The organism is Streptomyces huasconensis, assembly GCF_021028635.1.
In the GTDB taxonomy this organism is placed as follows: Bacteria; Actinomycetota; Actinomycetes; order Streptomycetales; family Streptomycetaceae; genus Streptomyces; species Streptomyces huasconensis.
In genome coordinates, this window is record NZ_CP086119.1 from 7,920,913 (window position 1) to 7,945,599 (window position 24,687).

Annotated in this window: 23 protein-coding genes; 7 read left to right on the forward strand and 16 right to left on the reverse strand. The window is 70.8% G+C overall.

What is annotated here, in order from left to right; all coding sequences use genetic code 11:
* Positions 1 to 33 precede the first annotated feature (33 nt).
* The 6 genes from J2N69_RS35200 to J2N69_RS35225 form a co-directional block, all read right to left on the reverse strand.
* Entirely contained in the window at positions 34 to 1,563 is a 1,530-nt protein-coding gene (locus tag J2N69_RS35200; protein WP_230904349.1) for an alpha/beta hydrolase, read from the reverse strand.
* A gap of 115 nt (positions 1,564 to 1,678) precedes the next feature.
* Complete coding sequence (locus J2N69_RS35205; RefSeq protein WP_230904350.1) at positions 1,679 to 2,092, reverse strand: ATP-binding protein; 414 nt, start codon at positions 2,090 to 2,092, stop codon at positions 1,679 to 1,681.
* A gap of 131 nt (positions 2,093 to 2,223) precedes the next feature.
* The gene (locus J2N69_RS35210; RefSeq protein ID WP_230904351.1) at positions 2,224 to 2,931 is read right to left on the reverse strand and encodes a ribonuclease H family protein; all 708 of its coding nucleotides are present in this window, start codon (positions 2,929 to 2,931) and stop codon (positions 2,224 to 2,226) included.
* Positions 2,932 to 2,996: 65 nt separating this feature from the next.
* Positions 2,997 to 4,082: a serine hydrolase domain-containing protein gene (locus tag J2N69_RS35215; RefSeq protein ID WP_230904352.1), complete on the reverse strand. Its 1,086-nt coding sequence runs from the start codon at positions 4,080 to 4,082 to the stop codon at positions 2,997 to 2,999.
* A gap of 41 nt (positions 4,083 to 4,123) precedes the next feature.
* Entirely contained in the window at positions 4,124 to 5,056 is a 933-nt protein-coding gene (locus J2N69_RS35220; RefSeq protein WP_230904353.1) for a DUF6895 family protein, read from the reverse strand.
* Positions 5,053 to 5,748 carry a hypothetical protein gene (locus tag J2N69_RS35225; RefSeq protein WP_230904354.1) on the reverse strand — a complete coding sequence of 232 codons (696 nt, stop codon included), beginning with the start codon at positions 5,746 to 5,748 and terminating at the stop codon, positions 5,053 to 5,055. The genes J2N69_RS35220 and J2N69_RS35225 overlap by 4 nt, the downstream gene beginning before the upstream one ends.
* A gap of 828 nt (positions 5,749 to 6,576) precedes the next feature.
* On the opposite strand from J2N69_RS35225, the gene J2N69_RS35230 reads away from it, so the two are divergent.
* Positions 6,577 to 7,236: a TOPRIM nucleotidyl transferase/hydrolase domain-containing protein gene (locus J2N69_RS35230; protein ID WP_230904355.1), complete on the forward strand. Its 660-nt coding sequence runs from the start codon at positions 6,577 to 6,579 to the stop codon at positions 7,234 to 7,236.
* Positions 7,237 to 7,432: 196 nt separating this feature from the next.
* The gene (locus J2N69_RS35235; protein ID WP_230904356.1) at positions 7,433 to 8,182 is read left to right on the forward strand and encodes an iron-containing redox enzyme family protein; all 750 of its coding nucleotides are present in this window, start codon (positions 7,433 to 7,435) and stop codon (positions 8,180 to 8,182) included.
* Between the two features lie 77 nt (positions 8,183 to 8,259).
* On the opposite strand, the gene J2N69_RS35240 is transcribed toward J2N69_RS35235, so the two are convergent.
* The gene (locus J2N69_RS35240) at positions 8,260 to 8,415 is read right to left on the reverse strand and encodes a DUF6131 family protein (RefSeq protein ID WP_205035160.1); all 156 of its coding nucleotides are present in this window, start codon (positions 8,413 to 8,415) and stop codon (positions 8,260 to 8,262) included.
* A 245-nt stretch (positions 8,416 to 8,660) separates the two neighbouring features.
* Positions 8,661 to 8,789: an LPFR motif small protein gene (locus J2N69_RS36465; protein WP_269075655.1), complete on the reverse strand. Its 129-nt coding sequence runs from the start codon at positions 8,787 to 8,789 to the stop codon at positions 8,661 to 8,663.
* Between the two features lie 293 nt (positions 8,790 to 9,082).
* On the opposite strand from J2N69_RS36465, the gene J2N69_RS35245 reads away from it, so the two are divergent.
* Entirely contained in the window at positions 9,083 to 9,310 is a 228-nt protein-coding gene (locus J2N69_RS35245) for a DUF5133 domain-containing protein (protein WP_230904357.1), read from the forward strand.
* A gap of 492 nt (positions 9,311 to 9,802) precedes the next feature.
* Positions 9,803 to 12,022: a catalase gene (locus tag J2N69_RS35250; protein ID WP_230904358.1), complete on the forward strand. Its 2,220-nt coding sequence runs from the start codon at positions 9,803 to 9,805 to the stop codon at positions 12,020 to 12,022.
* A gap of 177 nt (positions 12,023 to 12,199) precedes the next feature.
* Here J2N69_RS35250 and J2N69_RS35255 read toward each other — a convergent pair whose 3' ends face one another.
* Together J2N69_RS35255 and sigJ are read right to left on the reverse strand one after the other, a co-directional pair.
* Positions 12,200 to 13,054 (reverse strand): endonuclease/exonuclease/phosphatase family protein, encoded by an 855-nt coding sequence (locus tag J2N69_RS35255; RefSeq protein WP_230904359.1) that lies wholly within the window; start codon positions 13,052 to 13,054, stop codon positions 12,200 to 12,202.
* Between the two features lie 158 nt (positions 13,055 to 13,212).
* The gene (sigJ, locus tag J2N69_RS35260; RefSeq protein WP_230905009.1) at positions 13,213 to 14,169 is read right to left on the reverse strand and encodes an RNA polymerase sigma factor SigJ; all 957 of its coding nucleotides are present in this window, start codon (positions 14,167 to 14,169) and stop codon (positions 13,213 to 13,215) included.
* A 270-nt stretch (positions 14,170 to 14,439) separates the two neighbouring features.
* On the opposite strand from sigJ, the gene J2N69_RS35265 reads away from it, so the two are divergent.
* The gene (locus J2N69_RS35265) at positions 14,440 to 14,913 is read left to right on the forward strand and encodes a carboxymuconolactone decarboxylase family protein (RefSeq protein ID WP_230904360.1); all 474 of its coding nucleotides are present in this window, start codon (positions 14,440 to 14,442) and stop codon (positions 14,911 to 14,913) included.
* A gap of 110 nt (positions 14,914 to 15,023) precedes the next feature.
* A complete protein-coding gene (locus tag J2N69_RS35270) occupies positions 15,024 to 15,476 on the forward strand; it encodes a nuclear transport factor 2 family protein (protein WP_230904361.1) in 453 nt (150 codons plus the stop codon).
* Positions 15,477 to 15,701: 225 nt separating this feature from the next.
* On the opposite strand, the gene J2N69_RS35275 is transcribed toward J2N69_RS35270, so the two are convergent.
* The 5 genes from J2N69_RS35275 to J2N69_RS35295 form a co-directional block, all read right to left on the reverse strand.
* Positions 15,702 to 16,268 (reverse strand): BlaI/MecI/CopY family transcriptional regulator, encoded by a 567-nt coding sequence (locus J2N69_RS35275; RefSeq protein ID WP_230904362.1) that lies wholly within the window; start codon positions 16,266 to 16,268, stop codon positions 15,702 to 15,704.
* A 344-nt stretch (positions 16,269 to 16,612) separates the two neighbouring features.
* A complete protein-coding gene (locus tag J2N69_RS35280; protein ID WP_230904363.1) occupies positions 16,613 to 18,304 on the reverse strand; it encodes an ABC-F family ATP-binding cassette domain-containing protein in 1,692 nt (563 codons plus the stop codon).
* Between the two features lie 82 nt (positions 18,305 to 18,386).
* Complete coding sequence (gene abc-f, locus J2N69_RS35285) at positions 18,387 to 20,021, reverse strand: ribosomal protection-like ABC-F family protein (RefSeq protein WP_230904364.1); 1,635 nt, start codon at positions 20,019 to 20,021, stop codon at positions 18,387 to 18,389.
* A 558-nt stretch (positions 20,022 to 20,579) separates the two neighbouring features.
* The gene (locus tag J2N69_RS35290; protein ID WP_230904365.1) at positions 20,580 to 21,812 is read right to left on the reverse strand and encodes a cytochrome P450 family protein; all 1,233 of its coding nucleotides are present in this window, start codon (positions 21,810 to 21,812) and stop codon (positions 20,580 to 20,582) included.
* A 292-nt stretch (positions 21,813 to 22,104) separates the two neighbouring features.
* Positions 22,105 to 22,557, reverse strand: coding sequence for a winged helix-turn-helix transcriptional regulator (locus J2N69_RS35295; RefSeq protein WP_230904366.1), 453 nt, complete (start codon positions 22,555 to 22,557; stop codon positions 22,105 to 22,107).
* A 112-nt stretch (positions 22,558 to 22,669) separates the two neighbouring features.
* Here J2N69_RS35295 and J2N69_RS35300 point away from each other — a divergent pair, with 112 nt between their 5' ends.
* Positions 22,670 to 23,896 (forward strand): MFS transporter, encoded by a 1,227-nt coding sequence (locus tag J2N69_RS35300; RefSeq protein WP_230904367.1) that lies wholly within the window; start codon positions 22,670 to 22,672, stop codon positions 23,894 to 23,896.
* A gap of 83 nt (positions 23,897 to 23,979) precedes the next feature.
* Here J2N69_RS35300 and J2N69_RS35305 read toward each other — a convergent pair whose 3' ends face one another.
* On the reverse strand, positions 23,980 to 24,666 hold the full coding sequence (locus J2N69_RS35305; protein ID WP_230904368.1) for a TetR/AcrR family transcriptional regulator: 687 nt from the start codon (positions 24,664 to 24,666) through the stop codon (positions 23,980 to 23,982).
* Positions 24,667 to 24,687: the final 21 nt, after the last annotated feature.

Genomic DNA, 24,687 nt, shown 5'->3' on the forward strand with positions numbered 1-24,687 from the left:
GGCCGCTCAGACGGTTGCACGAGGGCCGGTGGGCTACTTGGCGTCGCAGGTCAGGTCACGTGCGGGCAGCTTGCCCGTGGCCAGGTAGGCGTTCACCCGCCGGTCCACGCAGGCGTTGCCGTGGTCACCGTAGACACCGTGCTGGTTGGCCCCGGGCACGGTGACCAGCCGGGAGCGCGTCCACCGCTCGCGCACCTGCCGTGCCCCGGAGTACGTCGTCCGGGTGTCACCCGTGGCGTTGACCAGCAGCGCCGGCACGTCGTTGTCGACCACGGTCGGCGCCTCGACGGGGCGGTCCCAGAACTCGCACGCCGTGATGTTGTGCGTCAGCGGACTCGCGAAGGGAGCCCTGCTCCGGTCGGCCTGAATGGCCCGCCAGTAGCTCTCGGTCCCGCGCCGCTCCGCGACGTCCCCGCAGAGTATGGCGGCCTGCGCACTGCCCTGGTGCGATCCGGCCTTGGTCGTCATGGCCGTCAGCATCTCCGTCAGCCAGGGGCCCGGCTCGACCCGTTCACGGTCGGCGGCCCGCGCGAGCGTACGGGCCGCGGTGGCCAGGTCGGTCCGGGCCGCGTCGAGATCGCTGCCGAGACCCCCGAAGAAGACGATCGGCAGGAAGTGTTCGTCGACGCGGAACCTCCCGACCCGCAGCGGCTGCTCCGCCGCGGCCTCCTCGATGCGGTCCACCGAGGCCAGCACGGCCTTCGGGGTCCTGCCGAGGCCGTACGTCCCATGGCGGGCGGAGGCCCAGGCCGCCCAGTCGCGCAGAGCCCGTTCGTTGGCCGCGGTGGAGTCCTCCAGGAGCGTCTGGCTGTACCTGGCGGGGTCGATGACTCCGTCGAGGACCATGCGGTCGGTGCGGCCGGGGAACAGCTCGGTGAAGACCTCGCCGAGGTAACTGCCGTAGGAGTATCCAAAGTACGAGATCCGCTTCTCGCCCAGCGCGGCCCTGACGACATCCATGTCACGGGCGGTGTTGCGGGTGGTGACGTACGGCAGCACGTCGGCGTTCGTGCGTCGGCACCGCTCGGCCAGGTCGCGCCCCCGGGCGACCGAACGCTCGAACCCGGTCCGGTCGCGGCCCGCGGAGAAGACCGTCGAGCCGACGTCCCAGCCGCAGTCCAGCGGCGTGGAACGCCCGACGAACCGCGGGTCCATGCCTATCAGGTCGAACTTCCCGGCCGCCTTGCCCATGAACTGGGCCATGCCGGGCGGCATTTCGAGGCTCGGCCCGCCGGGGCCGCCGTTGTTGAGCAGCATCGCGCCGACGCGGTGCGCGGAATCGGCGGCGCGCAGGCGGGAGATGGCGACGGTGATGGTCCGGCCGCCGGGATCGGAGTAGTCGAGGGGCACGGTGAGGTCGGCACACCGGGCGCCCGCGGCGTCCAGCTCACGTCCGGTGGTGTCGTCGGGGCCGAGGGCGCAGTCGTGCCACCGCACGTCCTGGTCGTAGTACCGCGTGAGCGGATCGGCGGGGGAGGAGGCCGCGGCGGGCAGGGCCCCCGCGCCGACGGCCAGCGTCGCGGCGGCCGCGACGACGACTCGTAAACACGAAGTGATTCTCATGAACCGCACGGTAGGCGCGGGCCCACCCGCGTCTCACTACGGTCCGCCCCCGAATCCCCCTGGGGTCATCCCCACCCCCTGACGAAACCCTGAGGCTCCCGAGCCCCCCGGTGGGCTACCTCGCCAGCTCCGCGCGGATCGTCTTGCCGGTGGCACCGAGCGTGACGCTCACAGCCGCGGCCAGGTTGCGCACCATGGGCCAGCCGAAGCCGCCCGTTCCCCCCGCGAGATCCGGGGTCCGCTCCTGAGGCGGCCGGGGATCCGCGTCGGACACCGTGACCGCGATGGCGTCGGGCAGAGCCTGGAGCCCGAGCGAGCACAGGGTGCCGCGGGCATGCCGCACCACGTTCGTGACCAGCTCGGAGACGACGAGCTCGATGCTCGCGGCGGTCTGCTCGCTCACGGCCGGACTCAGCCCGGCGAGGAAGCCTCGCGTGAGGTCCCGCGCGTCGGTGACCGCGCCCGGCTCCTTGTCGAAGACGGCCGGTCCAGGCGGCCCGTCGTTCAGCCGCATCGGTTGCGCCGGCATGAGCCTCCTCCCTTCGGTTCCCGCTGCGCGATGCCCGTTCGAGGGGGCCCCTGCCCGAAACCAGCGGATTTAATGCTCGCACAGTGGCCGGGAAGTACCGGTTGCCGAACCGTTGCGGAAACCATGGCGGTTCAGCCGACGGCGTCCCGGCATTCCACGTGGCCCCAGCCGTGCGCGTTCTTCGCGATCTTCTCCCCGGCGGCGTACGGCTTCTGGCAGTGGCAGCGGCCGGGGAACTTGGCCTTGATCACGGGGCCCGGTCCGGACGCCCCAGGGCCGGACTTCTTCGCGCGGGCGGCGGCCTTCTTGGGGGCGCGGCCCGCGGGGGCGGCGGTCATCCGCTCCGCGCGCGGCTCGGGGATCTCCAGCGCGCCGTGGGCGGTCCCGGCGGGCCGCTGGGTCGTCGCGGCGTCGCTGGCCGCGACATCGGCGATCGCGTTGAGGTGGTCGCCGCCCACCTGGTGGGCGGCGACGTACCGGAACGTCACCGCGCGGCCCTGCAGCAGCGCGTCGATGCGTACGACGATGTCCTTGTTGGCGACCGGCTTCTTGGCAGCGGTCAGCCAGCCGTTGCGCTTCCAGGAGGCGATCCACTTGGTGACCGCGTTCATCGCGTACTGACTGTCCATCCGCACCTCGATCGGCACCGCCGGGTCCGTGGACTCCAACAGCTCGGCCAGCGCGGTCAGTTCGGCCACGTTGTTCGTCGAGTGGCCCAGCGGCCCGGCCTCCCAGCGCTGCGGGCGGCCCTCGGCGTCGGCGACGACCCAGGCCCAGGCCGCGGGCCCGGGGTTCTTCTTGGCCGCTCCGTCACAGGCGGCGATGATCACGTCAGACATCCTCCGATGATTTCATCCGCCGTCCGGGGCCGGGACGCCGGACACCCCCTTGGCGCGCGCGCCGCTCAGGACGGCTGACTCTCCCGGCGGCGACCGCCGTGCTGGGCCAGCCCCCGCAGCTCCAGGTAAGCCCGCTGGATGAAGCCGCCGGACAGGGACGGGCTCGTGTTCGCCAGCGCGGCGAACGCGACCCGCGTCCGGGGACTGAAGCCGGCGAAGCAGGTGAAGCCCCGGGTGCCTCCGGAGTGGTGGTAGAGGTCGTGGCCGGGGCGGGGCCGGATGTTCCAGACCAGCGCGATGCGGGTACCGGTGGCCGGCAGCGCGATGCGGGGCACGGTGACATCGGTGAGGGCGGTCCGCAGCGTGTCGGGAACCTCTGGCGGTATGGCGCCGGGGGCGCACAGGCCGTCCAGGACCGTCAGCAGGTCCCGGGCGCAGGAGCGCCCCGCAGCCGCACCCGCCATGCCGGCCATGTGCCAGCTGGGCCGCGCGCGGCCGTGCCAGTACCCGGTGGCCTGCGGCTGGTCGGCGGCGCAGCTGGTGCGGGTGAGGCCGAGCGGGTCGAGTACGCGCTCGGCGACCAGCGTGGCGAAGGCGCCGCCGGGGCCGTGAGCGGCCCGGACCAGCAGCTCACCGAGGAGGCCGACACCGTAGTTCGAGTAGTGCACGCGCACGCCGGGGGCGGCCCGCGGTCGCGTTCGGGCGAGGGCGTCGAGCAGCGCGTCGGAGGAGAAGCAGGCGTAGGGGTTGCTGAACCAGGTGGGCACGCTCTTGCGCAGCAGCCCCGGAGGCAGGCGGGGCAGCCCTGAGGTGTGGGTGGCGAGGTGGAGGAGGGTGATGGGCGAGCCCCGCAGGCCCGGGGTCGCGAAGCGGGGCAGAAAACGGCTGATGGGATCGTTGTAGGCGACCTCGCCGCGCGCGACCATCTCGGCCAGCAGCAGGCCGGTGAACGTCTTGGTGAGCGAACCGATCTCGAAGCGGGTGTCGGCGTCGGCGGGTGTTCCGTCGCGCCACGCGGTCTCCCCGGTGGCGAGAAGGGCATGCTCGGGGCCGTGCCGCACGGCGAGTGCCACGGTGCTCGCACCGGGCGCGGCATCCCGCAGGGCCCGCAGGAGGTCGACCGCCCAGGCGGGGCTGTCCGGGGCCGCCACAGGCTCTGCCCGGCGCCCGGTGGGCCCGACACCACGGAGCTTCACCGCGCACCCGTCGCCCCGCCCAGCGCGCGGGAGACCGCGAGGGTCCCCGCGATCGCCGCCACGACGGCGGTGTGCTGGTGGTCGGAGAATCGCTGCGCCTGATCCGCACTGACGGGATCACCATCCCGGGGCACGAGACCGTCGGCGTGCTGGACGCGGGCCAGACGCTCCCAGTCCGCCGGGTCGCAGTACGGTTCCCTGAGACAGCTGCCGACGATCATCAGCTCGGCGACCAGGTCCCACTGCTCTATCTCGGCCCAGATGTCGATCCAGACGGGCAGCCACGTCGACACGTATGCGGCGAGGTCGTCGGGCAGCCCCTCGGGCTTGCCGCCCCAGTCGGTGAGGTGGAAGACGGTGTGGGTGACGCAGTAGCCGGTCATCCAGTCGATGAGCCAGGGCTCGGGAGTGTCGCCGAGCCAGGTGGCGCGCGTCAGGGTCGGCCAGTCATAGGCCCGGTCCCCTTGGTCGAGGCCCACGATACGGGCCGCGTTGGCGACGGCGAGTCTGCGGTTGGGCACGACCTCGAAGCCCCGGAACGAACGCAGGGCGCTGGTGTGCGCGAGCAGCCGTTCCAGGGGTTCGTGCCGGATGCCGCAGCGGACGAAGGGCGCGTACGTCTCCAGCGGGTCGGTCATCATCGAGTACCGCAACAGCCGCTCGTACAGCATGTCGCCGTCTCCGAACTGCCGCCAGCAGAAGGCCATCAGTTCCTGGGCCATGCGCAGCGTGGCGCTCCCCGCGGCCGACTCACGCAACACCAGTGAGGCGGCGAGCGAGGTCTCGCCGAGCGGTTTATAGACGCTGTCCGGGTCACCGAGGTCGATGGTGGTGTCGGCGGGCAGTGCGCCGAGTTCGCGGTGGGTATGAAGCCAGGCCACCGCCTGGGTGCTCACCTGATGCGCGGTCTGCGTCGTGGACGCCGTCATGGTGTCTCCAGTGCGAGCAGTCGCCCGGCGATCGCGACGTCGAGCGCGAGCCGAGGCCCGCCGCCGTGCAGTCGGAGGTGTTCGACCAAGGGCGCGGGGTCGAGGGGAACGGGCACACCCTCTACGCTCAGCAGGGCCAGCCAGCGCACGATCCGGGCGGCGGTGGGGAAGTCCCGACGCAGCACGGCGCGGGAGGCGCCGCGCGCGAGGGCGAGTGGGGCGGCGCGGGCGGCGACCTGGACCGGTCCTTCGAGTCGGGGCAGGGCCAAGGGCGCGAGCTGCCCCATCCGGACGGACCAGCGCTGCCAGCCGGTACCGGAGTCCGTCGCCGGAGCGGTGCCGGCGGCCACACCGAGGCCCGGCTCCCCGAGTACCGGGGCACCGGCGGGCCGCGGTGCGAGCACCGCTCCGCTCATCCCCGGGCCGGAGTCGGTCAGGTGGGCGAGAAGCGTGGCGGTGGCCCAGTCCTGCCAGGCGATGAGCCAGGGCTCGGCGGGGCCCTCCGGGGGCGGGGGAGGGGCGGTCACCGCGGCCGGGAACACGGTGAAGGACTGTTCGACCGCCGCCGCGTCCTTCGGATGGAGGGCAGTGTTCCTCAGCAGACAGGGGGCGAAGAGGTCGGCTCCGACAATGCGAATGGCGGCCAGGGCCGCCTTGGGGTCGTCGGCGGCTTCGACGTGCTCGGCGGCCAAGGCCGTGCCCCCGACGCCATGCAGGGCGTCGAGGGTACGGAGAGCCAGGTCAGCCGCCGACGCAGCGTAAGCGGTCCGCGACTGATCGGGACTCACTTGTTCGTCGGCTCCTTCGGTTCCTTCGGCTCCTTCGGCGAAGCAAGAAGCCCGAGCAGGAGCGCCCCTGCGGCTTGGGGACTGTACGTCGGTGCGTCGCTCAAGTCGGCTTCCGGCTCCACCATGGACGTACCAAGAGCCGTGACATCCGTCGGAGTGACGAGAATTGCTGTGTGCTGAGCAAGCATTGTGCCTCCTCAATAGAGTAAGACTTCGTCACTATGTCCAGTGACGCCCACCCTCGGACTAGTTTAGGGCAATTAGCCGCTGTTGTCTGTTTAGTTCGGAACGTGTGTGACGCCGTGACGGTGCGCATACACATGGTCAACCGTTGCCCGGCACGTGGATCGCACCCGGTCCTCGGTTCATAAGGTGGTGCGCCGTATGCGTCCTTCGCTGAGTGGAAGCCTGGTCCAGGTGCCGTCCAAGTGGGCTGGAACAACGGTGAGTTGAGGCTCGTACGTGATGGCCGATCACCTGGGCGGACAAAGGGGGGGGCGACAACAGCTCGGCGAAAGGGGCGAGTTGAGCGTAGGCGGACTCAACCGGCGTACGGCTCAAGGAAAGTGACCTGATCAGGCGTGGCGAGGGCATCGAGACGGCCGACCGTCACTCGTCGCCGCGCCACCTTCGCCGCAGTGACACGCTGCTTCGATCCGACCACTCACCGCCGAACCGCGTACCGTCGAAATTCCCTGCCGTGACAGGCGGCAAGGGCGCAGACTCGCCGTCATGACCGACATGGGGGCGTTCCGTGAGGAGATCACCGCGTGGGCGGCCGGGGACCCCGGCGACCCGGCGCGTCAGCTCGCCGGCCGGGCGCGTCAGCTCCCAGACCGGGCGCGTCAGCTCGCCGAGCGGCTGCCCGTCCGAGCAGTGGTCCTGCTCGAAGGCCCGAGCGATGCCGCGGCGGTCGACGCGCTGGCCGCGAGCCGCGGCCGGGACCTGGCCGCCGAAGGAGTCTGCGTCCTGCCGATGGGCGGCGCGATGAGCGCCGGCCGCTTCGCCGCACTCCTCGGGCCGACCGGCCTGGGCCTGCGCCTCACGGGCCTGTGCGACGAGGCGGAGCGTCCCTTTTACGCCCGCGGTTTGGCACGGGCCGGCGCGGCCCAGGCGGAGTTCTTCGTGTGCGCGGCGGACCTGGAGGACGAGCTGATCCGCGCGCTGGGCGTGACCCGGGTGGAGGGGCTCGTCGAGGCGGAGGGCGACCTGCGTGCCCTGCGGACCTTCCTGCGCCAGCCCGCGCAGCGGAACCGTACGCCCCAGCAGCAACTGCGGCGCTTCCTCGGCACGAAAAAGGGGCGCAAGATCCGCTACGGCAGGGTCCTCGTCGAAGCCCTCCCGCCCGACGGCGTTCCCGCTCCGCTCGACGACCTGCTGACCAGCCTCTGACCGCCTCCGCCGACGCCGCGAGGATCTCGCTCCGGCCGGGGCGCGTCAGCCGCCGGTCAGGTGTCCGTCAGGGGCCGCACGCACACTCGGGGGGCCATACCTGACCGGCGTCACATCTGACCGGGGCCCCATCTGACCTGACCGTCCCCGGGAAGGCCACACCGCCGGCCTTCCCGCTTCCTGGAGGAGACCGCGTATGCCCTCTGCGTCAGCTCAATACGAAGCGCGTGCCGAGGCGGGAAGGAAAGCGTTCGCCGACCACCCGGCCGTCCTGGAGCTGAGTTCACCGCACATCGACGCCGCGCTGTTCCTCCAGTGGCACTACCGCTACTGCCTGCACGGTGTCCACGTGACCCGTGACATGCAGCGCGTCATCGAGACCGCGGGGAACCGCTCCCGGGCCGCGGGCCACGGCTCCGTCGGCGAAGGGCTCGTCAAGCACGCGCGGGGCGAGACGGGCCACGACCTGCTGATGGTCGACGACGCCCGCTCCACCGCCTCGTTCCTGGGCGCCGCGGGCGGCGTCGTCCTGGACACCGAGGACATTCTGAAGAACGCGCCCGCGCTCGCCTCGGCCGCCCGCTACAACGTGTTGTTCGAGCGTCTCAGCGGGGGCGACGAGCCGGTGTGCACCGTCGCCGCGCTCTACGAGATGGAGCAGCTCTCGGCGGGCTTCGCCGTCGACCTGGTCGTCAATTGCAGGCGCACCATGGACGACGACCCGGCGCGGTTCACCTTCCTCGACGAGCACGTCGTCGTGGACGTCGGCCACATCGCGCTGGACCGCCGCATGCTGGAGACGGCCCTCACCGACCGGCCCCAGTTGCTCGACGCAATGGTGGAGGCGGGCACCGAAGTGCTCGCCTCCTACGCGGAATTCGTGGGCGAGTGCCTCGAACTGGCCCGCGCTGATCTTGCCGCGGACGCGGCTCGCTCGGCTCACTGAGTCAGCCGCGGTCCGCAGTACGCCGTCGGCTGCCGACATCCGCTGCCGACGCCGACGGCCGACCCGTTTCGGCGTTGCTACCAGTAGTGCCGTCGGCCACCCACGGCGTGGCCGACCGAGCCGAGAACCCAGAGGGCCGCACCGATGATGACCAGGATGAGACCGATGGTCCACAGGATGGAGATACCGGCTACGAGGCCGATGACGAGCAGGATGATTCCGAGTGCGATCATTGGATTCCTCCGACCCTTGAATGAATTCAAGTATGCGCCTAATGCCCGCTCGGCGACAGCGGTGCGGCAGGGCCCGTGAACAGGTTTGATGCCGACGCGGTCCTTGTGTGCGCCGATAAGATCTCTGTCTTCGGGATCTTCGGGCTTTTCGAGGTCTTCAGGATCTTCGGGCCCGGGGCCCGCCTACGGGCACAGGGCCGGATTCTGTCGGAGATGCGTCCCGTGGAAGAAGCGCCGCGAGGCGGTCAGTGGTGACCGTGGGCCGTGTTGGAAGCCCCGCCGAAGAGTCGCGCGACGGCGCGGAACGGCAGCGTCACAACGGTGGCGATGGCGCCACCGATGGAGCGAAGAACGTCTGCAATGGCCTTCAGCATGTCTGACCTCCATGAATCGCATCCCGGCTCGCAATTGCTGAATTGCTCCGCGGTGCTTAGTGGGCTCTTGCCTACCGGCTGCCCCGCGACCGTCGACAGAAACGCGACGGTGGTCCTGACTCGACTCGTCGGTGGTCCCGCATCGCCTTGTCGACGGTCCCTGCCCCGGTCTCCGGCGCAGCCCTGCAAAATTATGTGATTACCCTCCGTCCGAAGGGGCACAAGGGGACAGCCAAACGGCGATTTCCCCACCAGAAACAGCGATTCTTCGCACCGGACGGAAGGACCCCGACGTGCTCAGGCCTCACCCCTCCTTCGTGCACGATCTGCTCGAGACCCACGCGACGCTGCGGGCCCGGCTGTCCCAGGAAGACTCCGCCGAGGTCCGCCGCCGGCTGGACGACGTCACGTACACGCTCTGCGTGTCCACCGGTACGCGGACTCTCGACGCGGCCCTCGCCTCGGCCCGGGCCCAGCTCGCCGGGGTGGCCTCCCAGGCGGACTCCAGCCTGGCCGCCTGATCGGCACCGGTCTGCTCTGAACGGCTCTGAACGACACTCACCGGCACTCACCGGCAGCAGACTCTTCCGCATCGGCGAAGAGTTCTTCCGTTTCGCCCCGTGGGCTGAGGGCACACGGGGCGGCAGACGCAGGCGGCGGCCCCTCGCGGGGTGGGCCACCGAGTAACCGAGTACGGGTGAGTACGAGAGGAGCCTTCGCGGATGCGCTGTCTCTCCCGAAGACCGTAGGGGCGGCCCCACCACCCCCGCCCCGCCCTCTCGCGCCCCCCGCCAAGCCGCCCCCCACCCAGCCCGTGGCCCCTCTGGGCACTGCGATTCCTCGGAACCCCGGCACCTCGACGCCCCTCCGCGCACCGGCCCACTTCCCCGGCGCCGCCAGGAGTGCGCAACCACCGGAGCACCGGGGCACCCCTGGACGGGCGTATGCCTGTTTGGACGCGCCCTTCCGAGGCCATGGCTGTGACACCCCCCTCCCTCACCACTGGAGCACCCATGAGTGACGCGAACCGCAACGACATCCCGGGAGCGCCGGCCCCGCAGCCGCCGTCGGTCGACGAGCCGACCACGCCGCACGAGCCCCTGCCCCCGAAGCCCGACCAGGAGGCCCCGGAAGCGGTCTCCCCGACAGGCAAGCCCACCGGTGCTCCAGCCAACGCGCGCGCCCAGAGCGGCGCCTATCTCACCACGGCGCAGGGCGCCCGCCTGTACGAGACCGACCACTCCCTCAAGGCCGGCGCACGCGGTCCGGTGCTGCTTCAGGACCACCACCTGCGCGAGAAGATCACGCATTTCGACCATGAACGCATTCCCGAGCGGGTGGTGCACGCACGCGGCGCCGCGGCGCACGGCGTCTTCAAGGGATACGGGACGGCGGCGAACGTCACCAAGGCGGCGTTCCTGGCCAAGGACACCGAGACACCCGTCTTTGTACGGTTCTCCACGGTCCTGGGGTCGCGCGGCTCCTCGGACACGGTGCGCGACACCCGCGGGTTCGCCACCAAGTTCTACACCGAGGAGGGCACCTTCGACCTCGTAGGCAACAACATCCCGGTCTTCTTCATCCAGGACGCCATCAAGTTTCCCGACATCATCCACGCGGGCAAGCCGCACCCCGACCGCGAGATCCCGCAGGCCCAGAGCGCGCACGACACCTTCTGGGACTTCGTGACGCTGCACACCGAAGCGGCGCACCACACCCTGTGGAACATGTCGGACCGGGGCATCCCGCGCTCGTACCGCATGATGGAGGGCTTCGGGGTCCACACCTTCCGGCTGGTCAACAGCGAGGGCGCCACCACCCTCGTCAAGTTCCACTGGAAGCCGAAGCTCGGAGTGCACTCCCTGACCTGGGAGGAAGCACAGATCACCAACGGCATGGACCCCGACTTCCACCGCCGCGACCTCGCCGACGCCATCGAGGCCGGGGCCTTCCCGCAGTGGGAGCTGGGCATCCAGGCGTTCCCCGACACCCCCGAGCAGACCTTCCAGGGCATCGACCTGCTGGACCCGACGAACATCGTGCCCGAGGAACTGGCGCCCGTGCAGCCCATCGGACTGCTCACCCTGAACGCCAACCCGACCAACTTCTTCGCCGAGACGGAGCAGGTCGCCTTCCACCCCGGCCACCTCGTCCCCGGCATCGACATCACCGACGACCCGCTGCTCGCCGGCCGCCTCTTCTCCTACCTGGACACGCAGATCAGCCGGCTCGGCGGCCCCAACTTCGCGCAGATCCCCATCAACCGCACCCACGCGCCGGTCAACGACATGCTCCGCGACGGGATGCACCAGACCGCCGTCCACGCGGGGACCGCGCCCTACCGGCCGAACTCCCTCGACGGCGGCTGCCCCTTCCTGGCGGGAGCGGAGAACGGCGCCTACGTCGAGGTGCCCGTCGACGTACCGGCCGCGAAGAAGGTCAGGGAAGCCCCGGCCTCCTTCTCGGACCACTTCAGCCAGCCCCGGCTCTTCTGGCGCTCCATGACGCCCATCGAGCAGGAGCACATCATCGCCGCCTACACGTTCGAGCTGAGCAAGTGCTACGAACAGGCCATCAAGGAGCGGGCGCTGCAGGTCCTGGCCAACATCGACCCGGAGCTGTGCCGCCAGGTCGCGACCGGGCTTGGGCTGCCCGCGCCTCAGCCGACCGAGAACCTCGCGGACCCCGAGCCGAGCCCCGCGCTGTCCCAGATCGGCAAGAGGTGGCCCGTGGAGGGCCGGATCGTCGGCATCGTCACCGACGGGGAGACCGACCTCGACGGACTCGCCTCGGTACGCCGCTCGGTGCTGGCCGCGGGCATGGTCCCGCTCATCGTCGCCCCCACCGGCGGCCACCTCGGCACCGGTCAGGACGCGCTCGCCGTGCAGCGTACGTTCGCCAACGCGCGCTCCGTCGAATTCGACGCGCTGCTGCTCGCGGGCGCCCCGGTGCCGGGGGCCGATGCCTACGGCGCCAGGGACGCCAAGGCGGGCGAGCCGGCGGGCACCGGTACCGCCATCGACCCGCGGGTCCTGCTGATGGTGTCGGAGGCGTTCCGCCACGGCAAGGCGATCGGCGGCTGGGGAGGCGCGGAGACGGCGCTCCAGGCGGCCGGGATCACGGACGCGGCAGCGGGTGTGGTGCTCGCGAGTGACGGAGTGAGCGTTCTGGAGCAGGTGACGCAACTGCTGGGCGAGCACCGCGTCTGGGACCGCTTCCCGGCCGCGGTCTGACCTTCCGCAACACCTTCCTGCATCCCTTCTGCCACCGGGCCCCGGCCGTCGGCCGGGGCGGAACGGGGCGGCCGTCACTCACGGCCGCCCCGTTCGGCGTGCTCAACGGGCCGCAGCGGGGCTCTTGTAAGCCGAGGGCTGTCCCGCCAGGTGTCCCGGCGACATATGTCCCGTCGGTCAGGGCTGTGTTCCCGCTGCCACGTCCCTGCGGATGTCGACGTCCACCACGACCCCGTAGTGGTCACTCGGCCAGACCCCGTCGACGGGGCGGTCGAAGGCGAGGTTCGCGGCACGTATCTCGCAACGTGCCCTGGGGTGCGCGTGCCAGGAGCCGGTGAACACGTAGTCCAGTCGACGCCGGTGCCCCGGCTGGCGCACGATCTGGTCGAGCAGGGCGGCGGCGTTCTCGTTCTCGGCGCTCCAGGTGTGCCCCGGTCCCTCACCCGCGACCTCCCAGGCATCGTGGTAGTGCACGCTGCGGCCCGCGAGCGACTGACGTCCCGTGAGATAGCGGATGCTGGCCGCGTCGGGGCTCGCGTTGAAGTCACCGGCGATGATCGTGGGGAGGTCGGTCCGGTGCCGGGCGTCCAGATCGCTGAGCGCCACCGCCTGCTGTTCACGGACGGCTTCGGCGTCCAACCGCCAGGACGCGGTGGCGGAGATGAACAGCAGGTCGCCTTCGCCGGGCAGGGGAACCTTGACCGCGAGTGTGCACCAGGGCACGTCACCCGCACCGGCCAGGCGCAGATCGAGGACCTCCACGACCTGGTGCCGCCAACGGGTGGCGACCGCGTTGCCGCCGTAGCGATCGACGAACGGCGGGGCGTAGGACATCACCTCGGACTGGTGGGTGCAGTGCAGACCGGTGCCCGCCACCAGCTCGTCGAGATGCCGCGGGCTGCCCCCGTCGACGACTTCCTGCAGCGCGACCAGGTCGGGGGCGAGCCGGCGCAACTCCTGGTTGAGCAGGCGCAGACGCCCGGGGTCACCCTCGTGGTTCTGGACGTTGATCGTGACGATCCGCAGACGCATGTGTTCACTCGCTCCAAGCTTCTAGTCAGATGTGTGGCGGGGAGAGGAGAGATGGGGGTGCTTGACGCAGGAGGGCAGGCGGTGGGCGGCACCACCGGCTGACGCAGACACCGGTTCCGACGCGGACGCCGACACCGAAGCCCACTCCGACGTCCACCTCAACACGCCCTCCAGGGACGCAACTTGTCGGGGTTCCGCACCGACCAGACCCGCTTGATCCGGTCGCCCACGACCTCGAACGCGATCACCGAGATCGTCACGCCGTCCTGCTGGGCCACCAGACCGGGCTGACCGTTGACCGTGCGTTCCAGGAACGTCAAGGTCGACGCCGCCTTGTCGAAGATCTCGACCAGCCCGTGCGCGATCCGGGTACCGCCCTCCACCGGATGGAGCGCCGCGCTGACCAGGCCGCCACCGTCCCCGACCGCCGTGGCATCGGGATCGAGGAGGCCCACGAGGGCCTGGACGTCCTTGGCCTCCCACGCCTCCTTGAAGCCCCTGACGATGTCCGCCTGCCGGGCCTTGGGTGTCGCGAGCCCCCGCGAGGCGTGGACGCGGCGACGGGCGGAGGAAGCCAGCTGCCGGCATGCCGCAGGCGTACGCCCCACGACCTCCGCCACCTCGGCGAAGGGATACCGGAAGACGTCATGAAGGACGAACGCCACCCGCTCGGCCGGGCTCATCGACTCCAGCACGACGAGAAACGCCATCGCGATCGACTCGTCGAGCGTGACCCGGTCGGCGGGATCGCTGCTCGCGCCGCCGGACCGCCCGCTGATCCACTCCGTGCGGTCCGGCAGCGGCTCGGGCACCCACTCGCCCACGTAACTCTCGCGTCTGGCCCGTGCCGAGCCGAGCATGTCGAGGCAGATGCGACCGGAGACCTTCGTCAGCCAGGCACCGGGGGACTCGATCTCCTCCCGCTGCCGCGGGGACATCGCGTACCAGCGGGCGTACGTCTCCTGCACCACGTCCTCCGCGTCGGCCAGGGAGCCGAGGAGCCGGTACGCGAGATTGATCAGTCCACGCCGCTCGGTCATGATCGCGGTCAGGCCGGGGTCGGGCCGATCGCGTCCCGCCTCGGACGGGACGCCGCTGCTTCGGGTGGCCGTCATGCCGCCGACTCCCATGGTCGCGTCTGCCTTCATTCGTCCGACTCCTCGCACATCTCCTCGTACGGCCGATCAGTACGGCTGCTCGTACTGCTGCTCGTACGACTGCTTCACCAGTACGACGGGACGGCGCGCCGGAATGTGAGACCTGCGGGCGCGGTACAGGCGCGTCACCGGTCGAGTGAGACGCACGTCACGCTTGGGTGACTCTCACATTTCGCGGGGCCGCGTCGTCGATGAGGTGTCACACCAGCCGCAGTGAAGGAGATCAGCGTGGAAGCCCGATTCGACTATCTCGGCAAGGCCTCGGCGGGGAAGTTCTTCAAGCACCTCGTCTCCGCGGGCAGGACCCTCGTGGATTCGCCTCTCTCCATCACCACGCAGGAGTTGGTGCGGATGCGCGCGAGCCAGATCAACGGCTGCGGTTCCTGCCTCGACATCCACACCAAGGAAGCCGCCGCGGCGGGGGAGAGCGCGGTACGCATCAACCTGGTCGCCACCTGGCGGGAGGCGACGGTGTTCACCGACGCCGAGCGCGCCGCCCTGGAACTGGCTGAGCAGGGAACGCGCCTGGCCGACACGCCCGGTGGCGTCACCGACGATGCGTGGGCGAACGCTGCGAAGCACTATGACGACGCCCAGCTCGCGGACCTGATCTCCGTCATCGCGGTCATCAACGCCTTCAACCGGATCAACGTCATCGCACGGCGCCCCGGCGGCGACTACGAGGCCGGTCAGCTGTCCTGACGGCACCGCCTCACCGCAGGGCGGGCGGGACCGAACCAGTGCGTTCGCCTCCCGCCCGCCTCTCTCCGAAATGGACCAGAGGCAAGAGCACGAAGAAAGGGAAGAAGCAGATGAGTCATCTGGGGAACATCGCCGACCGCTTCGAAATCGAGGCGCTGCGCGGCGAATTCACCGACGCGGCCATGATGCGCGACTACGACCGCGTCGCCTCACTGTTCACGCCCGACGGAACGCTGCGCTTCCCCGACGCCGGGACCGAGATCACCGGTCGCCCGGAGATCCGCGCGGGGGCCGAGCGCCTGCAGGGCCTGTGGCAGTACTTCGTCCAGAGCACACACCCCGGCACGATCCAGATCAACGGCGACGACACCGCGACCGGCCGCGCCTACGTGGCAGAGTTCGGACGCATGCACGACGGAAGCTCCCACCGGAACCACGGCATCTACCATGACCGTTACCAACGCACCCCGGACGGCTGGAAGTTCGCGGAACGCACCTACGAGCTGCGCTATGTCGACACCACTCCGCTCCCCGGGACCGCGCCCGGCCGCATCGACGTCTGATCACCGCCGGGGCCCCGTGACGCACGGAGCCGGAGAGCCGCCTGCCGAGCCATCATCACGGCGCACGAGGAACACGTGACGCGACTGGCCGTGGGCCACGTGTGCCCCACGAGGCAGCTTCGTCCTGTTCTGGCGACGGGTCAGGTCGGGCCGGATCGGACTTGATCAGGCCCGATCAGATCGGTCGTCACGGACCATCGCCACACCCGAGGGTCCACCCCGTCTTCAGGCCGCGTCGGCCGTCTGCGTAAGGGTGTACATGACCGAACGCTGCTGCTTGTGGCGCTGTACGCGACCCTTGGCGACCAGGGACTCCAGGGTGTTCCGAACCACCTGCGGGGTCGGATTGCGGCTCGGGTGCTTCTCCAGAAGCTCGTCCCGCAACTCCTTCGCCAGGCGTGGTTCCTGGTGACCGGCGAGCAGTTCCATCAGCACGTCACCGAGCAGAGGCTCGCGCGACTTCCCCTTCGCGCCGCCCTTCGCCCCGGCCCCCGCACGAGCCGACTTGCCCTTGCCCGCCGTCGCCCGCTGCGCGGACTCAGCGGTCTTGCCGCGGCGCTTCGCTTTCGCGACCACGGGCTCGCCCTGCGCCTGCTCCGGCAGACGCACGGCGTCCGCGAAACCCTCGTACCGCTCGGCGAGATTCAAGATGTCCGACAGGAGGGCCTCCTCCTGCTTCAACAGCTCGATCTTCCTCGCCAGTTCCTCCTGACGCCTGCGGTTCGCCTCCAGATCCGCCGCGGCTTGTTCCACGTACCGCGATCGGAGGGTGGCGGCTGATTGGCTGCTCACAACCGTTCACTCCTTTGCTATGGACGATGCTGCGCATGGTAACCAGGCTGAGGTTCCGTGCGAATGGGTGGCGACGCCCGAGAGTTCTTGGGCGTGTTCACCCTTCACCATAAGCGCAAAGGAGGCCGGGCATGTACGTGCTGTCGCCCTCTCACTCGTTGGGAACGATGACGTGCCGACCGGTCAAACGTGTTTGCGGACCGTTCGAGGGGATGCCCGGCAGTGGTGCCGAGTTCCTCGACGCGGATGACGGCGCGCTCTTCTTTCGCGTACGGAGCGCGGCGGAGCGCGGCACATGGGGGGAGGGTTCCCCGTCCCCCATGTGTGTCCCATGTGCGTCCTGGTCAGGACCGGGAGCGGCTCGGCATCGACATCTCCTCCCGTTGCCGGGTGCCTTGCTCCAGCCGGAACTCGCGGCCCTGCCACCGCCGGCGCAGCCAGCGGTCGTGGCTCGCGAGGACGATCGCGCCCGGGCCGGTCCCCAACGCTTCCTCCAGTTCATCGCAGAGGCGGGGCGAGAGATGGTTGGTGGGCTCGTCGAGCAGCAGCAAGTGGGGTGGGCAGGCCACCAACAGGGCCAGTGCGAGCCGCCGGCGCTGACCGACCGACAGCCGGCCGACAGGCCTGGTCAGGTCGTCCGCGTGCATCAGGCCGAGTGAACCGAGCGGCACCCGCTCGGCCCGGGCCGGACCGAGCGACAGCTCATAGGTGTCCCGCACCGTGCGGTCGGGCCGGTCGAAGACGGTGTCCTGGGCGAGCATGCCCACGGTCAGGTGAGGCCGTCGGCGCACCTCACCCTCGGCGGCGAGCCGCCCCGCGAGGACGGCGAGAAGCGTCGACTTGCCCGCTCCGTTGTCACCCGTGACCAGCAGCCGGTCGGTCGCCGACACCTCCAGGGCGTCCAACGCGAGCCGCCCGGGCACCCGGACGTCTCGCAGCGAGACCAGCGGCTGCGTACCCTCCTCCGTCGGCGCGGCCGGCGCGCCGCCCGCGAACCGCAGGGGCCTCGGCGGCTCCGCGACCTGGGCGCGCTCCAGTTCCGCAAGGCGACGTGTGGCGTTGCGTACCCGCCGGGAGATCTGGTGCTGCACCCGTCCCGCGCGGTGGCTGTAGCCCATCTTCTCGTTGTCACGCCGGCCCCGGCCCGGCGCGAGCCGGTGCGCGGTCACGCCCGCCGCGTGCCGCAGTTCCGCCAGCTCCTCCTGCTCCTCGGCGTGGCGCCGCTCCCAACGTTTGCGCTCGGCGCGCTTCTCACCGAGGTACGCGCTGTAGTTGCCGCCGTAGCGGACGGGGCCGTCCACCGCCGGGTCGAGGTCGACCAGGTCGGTGCAGACGGCGTCGAGGAACGCCCGGTCGTGGCTGGCGGCCACCACGGCCCCGGGCAGTTCGCGGAGTTGCTCCTCCAGGAAGGCGGCGGCCCTGTCGTCGAGGTGGTTGGTCGGCTCGTCCAGGAGCAGCGCGGACGGCCGCCGGACGAGCAGCGCGGCCAGCGCGAGCCGACTGCGCTGCCCGCCGGACAGTGAGCCGAGCGTGCGGTCGTGGCCCAGCGCGCCGAGGCCGAGCCCGTCGAGGACGAGGGCCGCGCGACGGTCGGCGTCCCAGGACTCACGGTCCTGGGCTTGTTCGAGGCGCCTGCCGTAGGTGTCGAGGAGTTCTTGGTGGCCAGGGGCGTCCTCGGGGATTCGGGCGAGTTCCTCGCTGAGCCGTTCGAGTTCCGCGAGATCCTCACGGGCCTCGCGGAGCGCCTCGTCCAGCACCGCGGCGATGGTCGAGTCGGCGGCAAAGGGCATCTCCTGGTGCAGGAAACCGAGGTCGTCGGGGCGCCTGACGCTCCCCGCGTCGGGTGCGTCGACGCCGGCGAACACCCGCAGCAGGGTGGACTTGCCGACGCCGTTCTCCCCGATCAGGCCGATGCGGTGGCCGGGGGAGGCGGTCAGGGAGACACCGTCGAGGACACGTCGCCCCGCGAGGGTGCGGATGATGTCATGGGCGAGCAGAGCGGGCTGGTGAGCGGGCCGGTGAACGGGCTGGGACACAGCGATCGATCCGTCCGAGGTGGTGGGTGGTAGGCCCGCCGGGCGCACGGCCGCGGCGCGGGCCACTTCACACGTCGGCGGTTCACACGCCGGGGGCTCCGGTCTCCCTGAGTTCTCCGTCGGCCAGCCGCAGCCAGCGGTTCACCCCGATCGCGGTGAGGAACCGCTCGTCGTGGCTGACCACCACGAACGTGCCCTGGTAGGAGTTGAGGGCGCTCTCCAGTTGGCCCGCGCTGACCAAATCGAGGTTGTTGGTCGGCTCGTCGAGCAGGAGCAGGTGGGGTGCCGGTTCCGCGCACAGTACGCAGGCCAGGGTGGCGCGCAGCCGCTCGCCGCCGGAGAGCACACGGACGGGCAGGTGTGCCCCTGGGCCGCGGAACAGGAAGCGGGCGAGCAGGTTCATCCGCTCGGCCTCGGGCCGCTCGGGGGCGTACGCGGCGAAGTTCTCCGCCACGGTGCGGTCCGGGTCCAGCAGGTCGAGGCGCTGCGAGAGATGGGCGATCCGGCCGTCGTTGCGCTTGATCTCGCCGCTGCCGGGCGTGAGCTCGCCGGTGATCAGCCGCATCAGGGTGGTCTTTCCGGCGCCGTTGGGCCCGGTCAGTGCGATGCGCTCGGGGCCCCGGATGGTCAGGCCCACGCCGCCCTCGGCGAACACGGCCCGCCCGGCGTGGTGGACCTGCAGCCCCTCGCCGAGGAAGAGGTTGCGCCCGGCGGGCACCTGCGTGTCGGGCAGCTCCAGGGCGAGGCGCTGCTCCTCGCGCAGCGCGCGCCCGGCCTCGTCGAGCCGGGACTTGGCGTCGCTGACCCGAGCCGCGTGCGTCTGGCCGGCCCGGCCCGCGGACTCCTGAGCGCCGCGCTTCATGGTGCCGGCGAAGATGCGCGGAAGTCCGGCGTTCTTGAGGTTCTTCGCGGCGTTGCTCGCACGGCGCTCGGCGCGCTCACGGGCCTGCTGCAACTCCCGCTTCTCCCGCTTCAGTTCCTGTTCGGCGTTGCGGACGTTCTTCTCGGCGACCTCCTGCTCGGCGCGCACGGCCTCCTCGTACTCGGTGAAGTTGCCGCCATAGAGGCGCAGTTCGTCGCTGTCGAGTTCGGCGATGCGTTCCATGCGGTCCAGCAGCGCGCGGTCGTGGCTGACCAGCAGCAGGCAGCCGGTGAAGTCCGACAGCACGTCGTACAGCTTGTGCCGGGCCTCCCCGTCGAGGTTGTTGGTCGGTTCGTCGAGCAGCAGTACGTCGGGGCGCTTGAGCAGTTGGGCGGCGAGGCCGAGGGAGACGACCTGGCCGCCGCTGAGGGTGCTCAGATTGCGGTCCAGGGCGAGGCCGGTCAGGCCGAGGCGGTCGAGCTGGGCGCGGGTGCGTTCCTCGATGTCCCAGTCGTCGCCGATGGCGGCGAAGTGCTCCTCGCTCACGTCGCCGGACTCGACGGCGTCCAGGGCGCGGATCACCGCGGCGACGCCCAGCACCTCGGCGACCGTGAGGTCGCCGGTCAGGGGGAGGCTCTGCGGGAGGTGGCCGAGCGTGCCACTGACCGACACCGAACCGATGGTGGGCTCGAGGTCTCCGGCGATCAGCTTGAGCAGGGTGCTCTTGCCGGAGCCGTTGGGGGCGACCAGGCCGGTGCGGCCGGTGGCCACGGTGAAGGACAGGCCGTTGAAGACGGGGGTGTCGTCAGGCCAGGCGAAGGAGAGGTTCGAGCAGACGACGGCGACGTCGGACATGGAAGTGACCTCGAAGGATTGAGGGCAGACAGACCTCTGCCCTGGGCAGCGTGGGGAAAAGGGGTACGACAAACGGGCCACGGGGGCAGCGCTCTTGCCGCGCCGTCCGATGGCCGGTCACTTCCGGATCTCATCCGGAGATGTCGTCTTCACCCACCGCGTCTGCTGCTCCTCGATCGAGCGGTTCAGGTCGCCGACAAGCGTAGCAGGCATCACGCCTGAAGGTGCTGTGAACGGGCGGCGCGGACAGGGCCCGCAGGGGGGGGCATACGTTGCTCGCAAGCCCTCACACGTGTGTCGGCGCCGCATCGGATTGCCCCGCCCAGGCGGCGGCCGGAACTGTGCCTTGGCAGACCCATATGCGAGCATGCCGGGATGCCGATCCGCCTTCACCCCGTGCAGCAGTGCACCTCACCCGGCGAGGTCACTCCCGGGATGCGGCGGAAGCTCACGGCCTGCTGGGTCGAGGTCACCAACGCCGGGGGAGCGGCGGGGTTTCCCTTCCCTCCCAGTGACGCGACGCATGCCACCTCCCAGAGCCTCGGCAGTTGGCCCTCGTCAACCCACGCGATAGCGCACGGGAAGGGACAGTACGCCGCGGATGATGCCGGAGCCGATCCAGTCGAGCGAGTCCCACGGGACGGCCAGTTCCAGTTCGCGGACGCGGGACAGCAGGACGCGCAGGGCGATGGCCGTCTCCAGCCGGGCGAGCGGCGCGCCCAGGCAGTAGTGGACGCCGTGGCCGAAGGCCAGGTGCCGGGCGCCCGGCCGGGTCACGTCGAGAACCGCCGGGGCGTCGCCGTCGTCCTGCGGGGCGTCGTGTCCCGCTGAGCCGAGGGCGACGGCGATCATGCTTCCGCGAGGGATGGACACCCCGGCCAGTTCGAGGTCCTGTGCGGCGTAGCGGCTCGTCGAGCGTTCGACGGAGGTGTCGTACCGCAGGAACTCCTCCACCGCGCCGGGCAGCAGCTCGGGTTTCTCGCGCAACAGCCGCAGCTGGTCCGGGTGTTGGAGGAGGGCCAGTACGGCGTTGCCCAGCAGGTTCACCGTGCTCTCGTGGCCCGCGACGACCAGCATCATGGCCGTGCCGACCAGTTCCTCCTCGGAGAGCCGGCCGTCCTCCTGGTCGCGCACGGCGACCAGCGCGGACAGCAGGTCGTCCTGGGGGCGGCGGCGTTTGTCGGCGATCAGTTCGGCCAGCAGCCCGTGCAGAGCGGCCAGCGCCGGGCGGTGCTCGGGGGAGGCGACCCGGAGCGACTGCCCCGACCAGCGACGGAAGTCCCGGTGGTGCTGCTGAGGGATGCCGAGGAGTTCGGCGATGACCGTGGCGGGCAGCGGGGCGTTGAACGCCTCCACGAGGTCGAGTTCGCCCGACGGCTCCATGGCGTCGACCAGGTCGTGGGCGATCCGCTCGATGCGCGGTGCCATGTCGGCCGTACGACGTGGGGTGAAGGCCGCCGAGGCCAGCCGGCGCAGACGGGTGTGCTCGGGCGGGTCGGCCTCCAGCATCTGCGCGCCGAGTCCGACCGAGGGCTGGTGGAGGACGTAGCCGGCGGCCGCCAGGGTCTCGGCGGCGGGCGTGGTGTCCTTGAGCAGGGCCGGATGCGTCAACACCTCGCGTGCCAGGTCGTATCCGACGACCAGCCAGCCCTGCAGGCCGAGGGGGAACTCGGCGGGATGAATGGGGCCGAGCGCCCGCAGTCGGGCGAAGCGCGCGGGTGCGTCGGCCTTGAAGGCGGCGTCGAGGACCACTCTGCCGCCCTGGTACGGGCACTGCTCGTGCGGGTTCATGGCGTCTCCCGGTCCGGCCGCCCGATGGTGCCCGGACCGGGCGGCCGGACAACACCACGGGGCGGCGATCGTGCCGTGGTCGTCGTGAGGACGGTCCGATGCCCTTGCGGGGTCGGCCCGTTGCTCCACGAACGAACATGCCGGGGGGCATGCATGCTGTGCATGCCCTTCCAGGGCCGGAGAATTCCGTCGCGGCCGCCGAAGTCGGTCGACTCCACGGCGGCCAGGCCGAAAAGGGTCGGTCACGCCTCCGCGCCGGGGGGGGGAGCGTAGGCCCAGACGTCCCCGCGTCTCACTCGGCGGAGAGCTTATGGACGGTGGTGTCGTCCGGGTCCAGTCGGCGCCCGTCCGCGGACAGTACTTCCAGGGGGCGCAGCCGCTGCCCCTGTCGGCGGTCGACCAGCTCCGAGTGCGGCTCGCCGGGCGAGAAGAAGTTCCGCTCGCCCCACTGCCGCAGCGCCACGATGACGGGAAAGAGCGCCTTGCCCTTCGCGGTCAGGACGTACTCGCGGTAAGCGCTCCCGTCCGAGGCGGGTACGGATTCGAGGACGCCACCGGCGACGAGGGTGCGCAGGCGCGCGGTGAGGATGTTCTTCGCCACGCCGAGGCTGCGCTGGAACTCCCCGAAGCGCCGGCTCCCGTCGAAGGCGTCCCGCACGATCAGCAGGGACCACCAGTCGCCGATCGCGTCCACCGACCGGGCGACGGGGCACTCGCTGTCGTCGAAGCGCGTCCTGGTCACCATCGCGTCTCTCACTCTCCTCGCTGCTGGTTGCAACATGCTACCAACACGGCTACCGTCACCCCTCGTCGGCTCATTGGTAGCAAGATGAAACCAGATCTGAGGTGGAGTGCGGATGTCCGGTGACGGTGAGGCCGTAACAGCGCGATGCGGCACCCGAGGTGAGGAGCGTCCCGCGCCGGTCCTGTCCCGCGGCGCCGTCATCCTGTTCGCCGTCGCCTGCGGGGCCGCGGTGGCCAACGTCTACTTCTCCCAACCGCTCCTGGTGACCATGGGCCACGACCTCGCCATGAGCCCGGCGCTTGTCGGCAGCGTGGTCACCCTCACCCATGTCGGATACGGGCTGGGTCTCTTCTTCCTCGTGCCGCTGGGCGACATGGCCGACCGCAGGCGGCTCGTCGTGGCCCAGTTGCTGCTCCTGGTGGTCGCGCTGATCGCCGTGGCCACCGCCCGTACGGCGGGCATCCTGCTCGCGGGCATGGCCGCGACGGGGCTACTCGCCGTCGTCACGCAGACGTTGGTCGCCTTCGCGGCCTCGCTGGCCCCTCCTGCCGGGCGTGGGCGGGTCGTCGGCGTCGTCACCAGCGGCGTGGTGATCGGAATCCTGCTCGCCCGCACCGCATCGGGTCTCCTGGCCGATCTCGCGGGCTGGCGCTCCGTCTACCTCGCCTCGGCGTCGCTCACCGCCCTGCTCGCCCTGATCCTGTCCCGCGTACTCCCGCGTCACAGCGAGGCCGCACAGAAGAACCTGCGCTACGGAGAGCTGCTGCGCTCCACGATCACTCTCTTCGCGCGCGAGCGACTGCTGCGGCTCCGTGCCGTGTTCGGGCTGCTGATCTTCGCCGCCTTCAGCACCCTGTGGAGCAGCGTCGCGCTGCCGCTCAGCGAGGCCCCGTACTTCCTTTCCCACAGTGCGATCGGCGCGTTGGGGCTGATCGGTGTCGTCGGCGCGCTGGCCGCCGCCGCGGCGGGCCGCCTGAACGACCGCGGGCTGTCCCGGCGGACGACCGGCATCGCCCTCGCGCTGCTCGCCGTCTCGTGGTTGCCCTTGTCCTTCACCCGCGGCTCGCTCTGGGCGCTGTTCGCGGGGGTGATCCTGCTCGACCTCGCCGTGCAGGCGGTCCACGTCACCAACCAGACCCTGATCTACGCGCTGCACCCGGACGCGGGCAGCCGGCTGATCGGCGGATACATGGTCTTCTACTCGATCGGCAGCGCCACCGGCGCCCTCGCCGCGACCTCCCTCTACACCGTGGCCGGTTGGGGCGCCGTCTGCGCGCTGGGCGCCGGGTTCAGCTGCCTGGGCCTCGCGCTGTGGGCGGTCTGCGGCGACCGCCGCTGAAGGTCGCCTGGGCGGACGGGGTGCGGACGGCGACGGCGTCCGGTGCGCCGTCGGCAAGCGCGGTCGGCGCCGATGGAGCGGGCTCAACAGGTCGGCCGCTGGAGAGCGGTGATCCCGGTCAGGATGAGGTCGATCCCGGCGAGGAACTCTTCCCGGTCGTCGTGCTCGCGCAGCTGACCGGCGACGTTTCGGGTGAACGCGTACTCGTCCGGGTCGAGTTCCTGCCAAGCGGCCGCCACGGAGTCGAGGAACTCGCTCCGGTCGGTGTCCGGCCGGAGCGCCCGGGTGTTGGCGGCGTTCTGGCCCGCCACTCCGAGGATGTAGCTCATCAGCGCGGACGCGGCGGTGAACTGGGCCGCCTCGGGCACGCGGAGCGCCTGGATCTGGCGTCCGATGCGTTCGAAGACCCGCAGCATCGGTGAGTGCGAGGGCGCGTGGGTGAGCTGCGTGCCGACCCACGGGTGGGCGTCCATGGCGTCGAACACGCCGAGCGCGAGGGCACGGATCGCTTCCTGCGGTGTCGCGTCGGCGTCGTCGACGGCGGCGATGGTGGTGGCGACGACGGAGTCGATGGCGGCGCCGAGGAGTTCGGTCCTGCCCGTGACGTGCCAGTAGATCGCCCCCGGTCCGGTGGCGAGGTGCTTCGCCAGGGCGCGGAAGGTGAGCCCGCCCTCGCCCACCATGTCGAGGAGTTCCACGGCGGCGCTGATGATGCGCTCCCGCGAGAGCGGTTCCTGACGTCGTTCCGGGCGGCGCGGGTTGGTTGCCATGCCTCCCACTCTAAGTGCCGT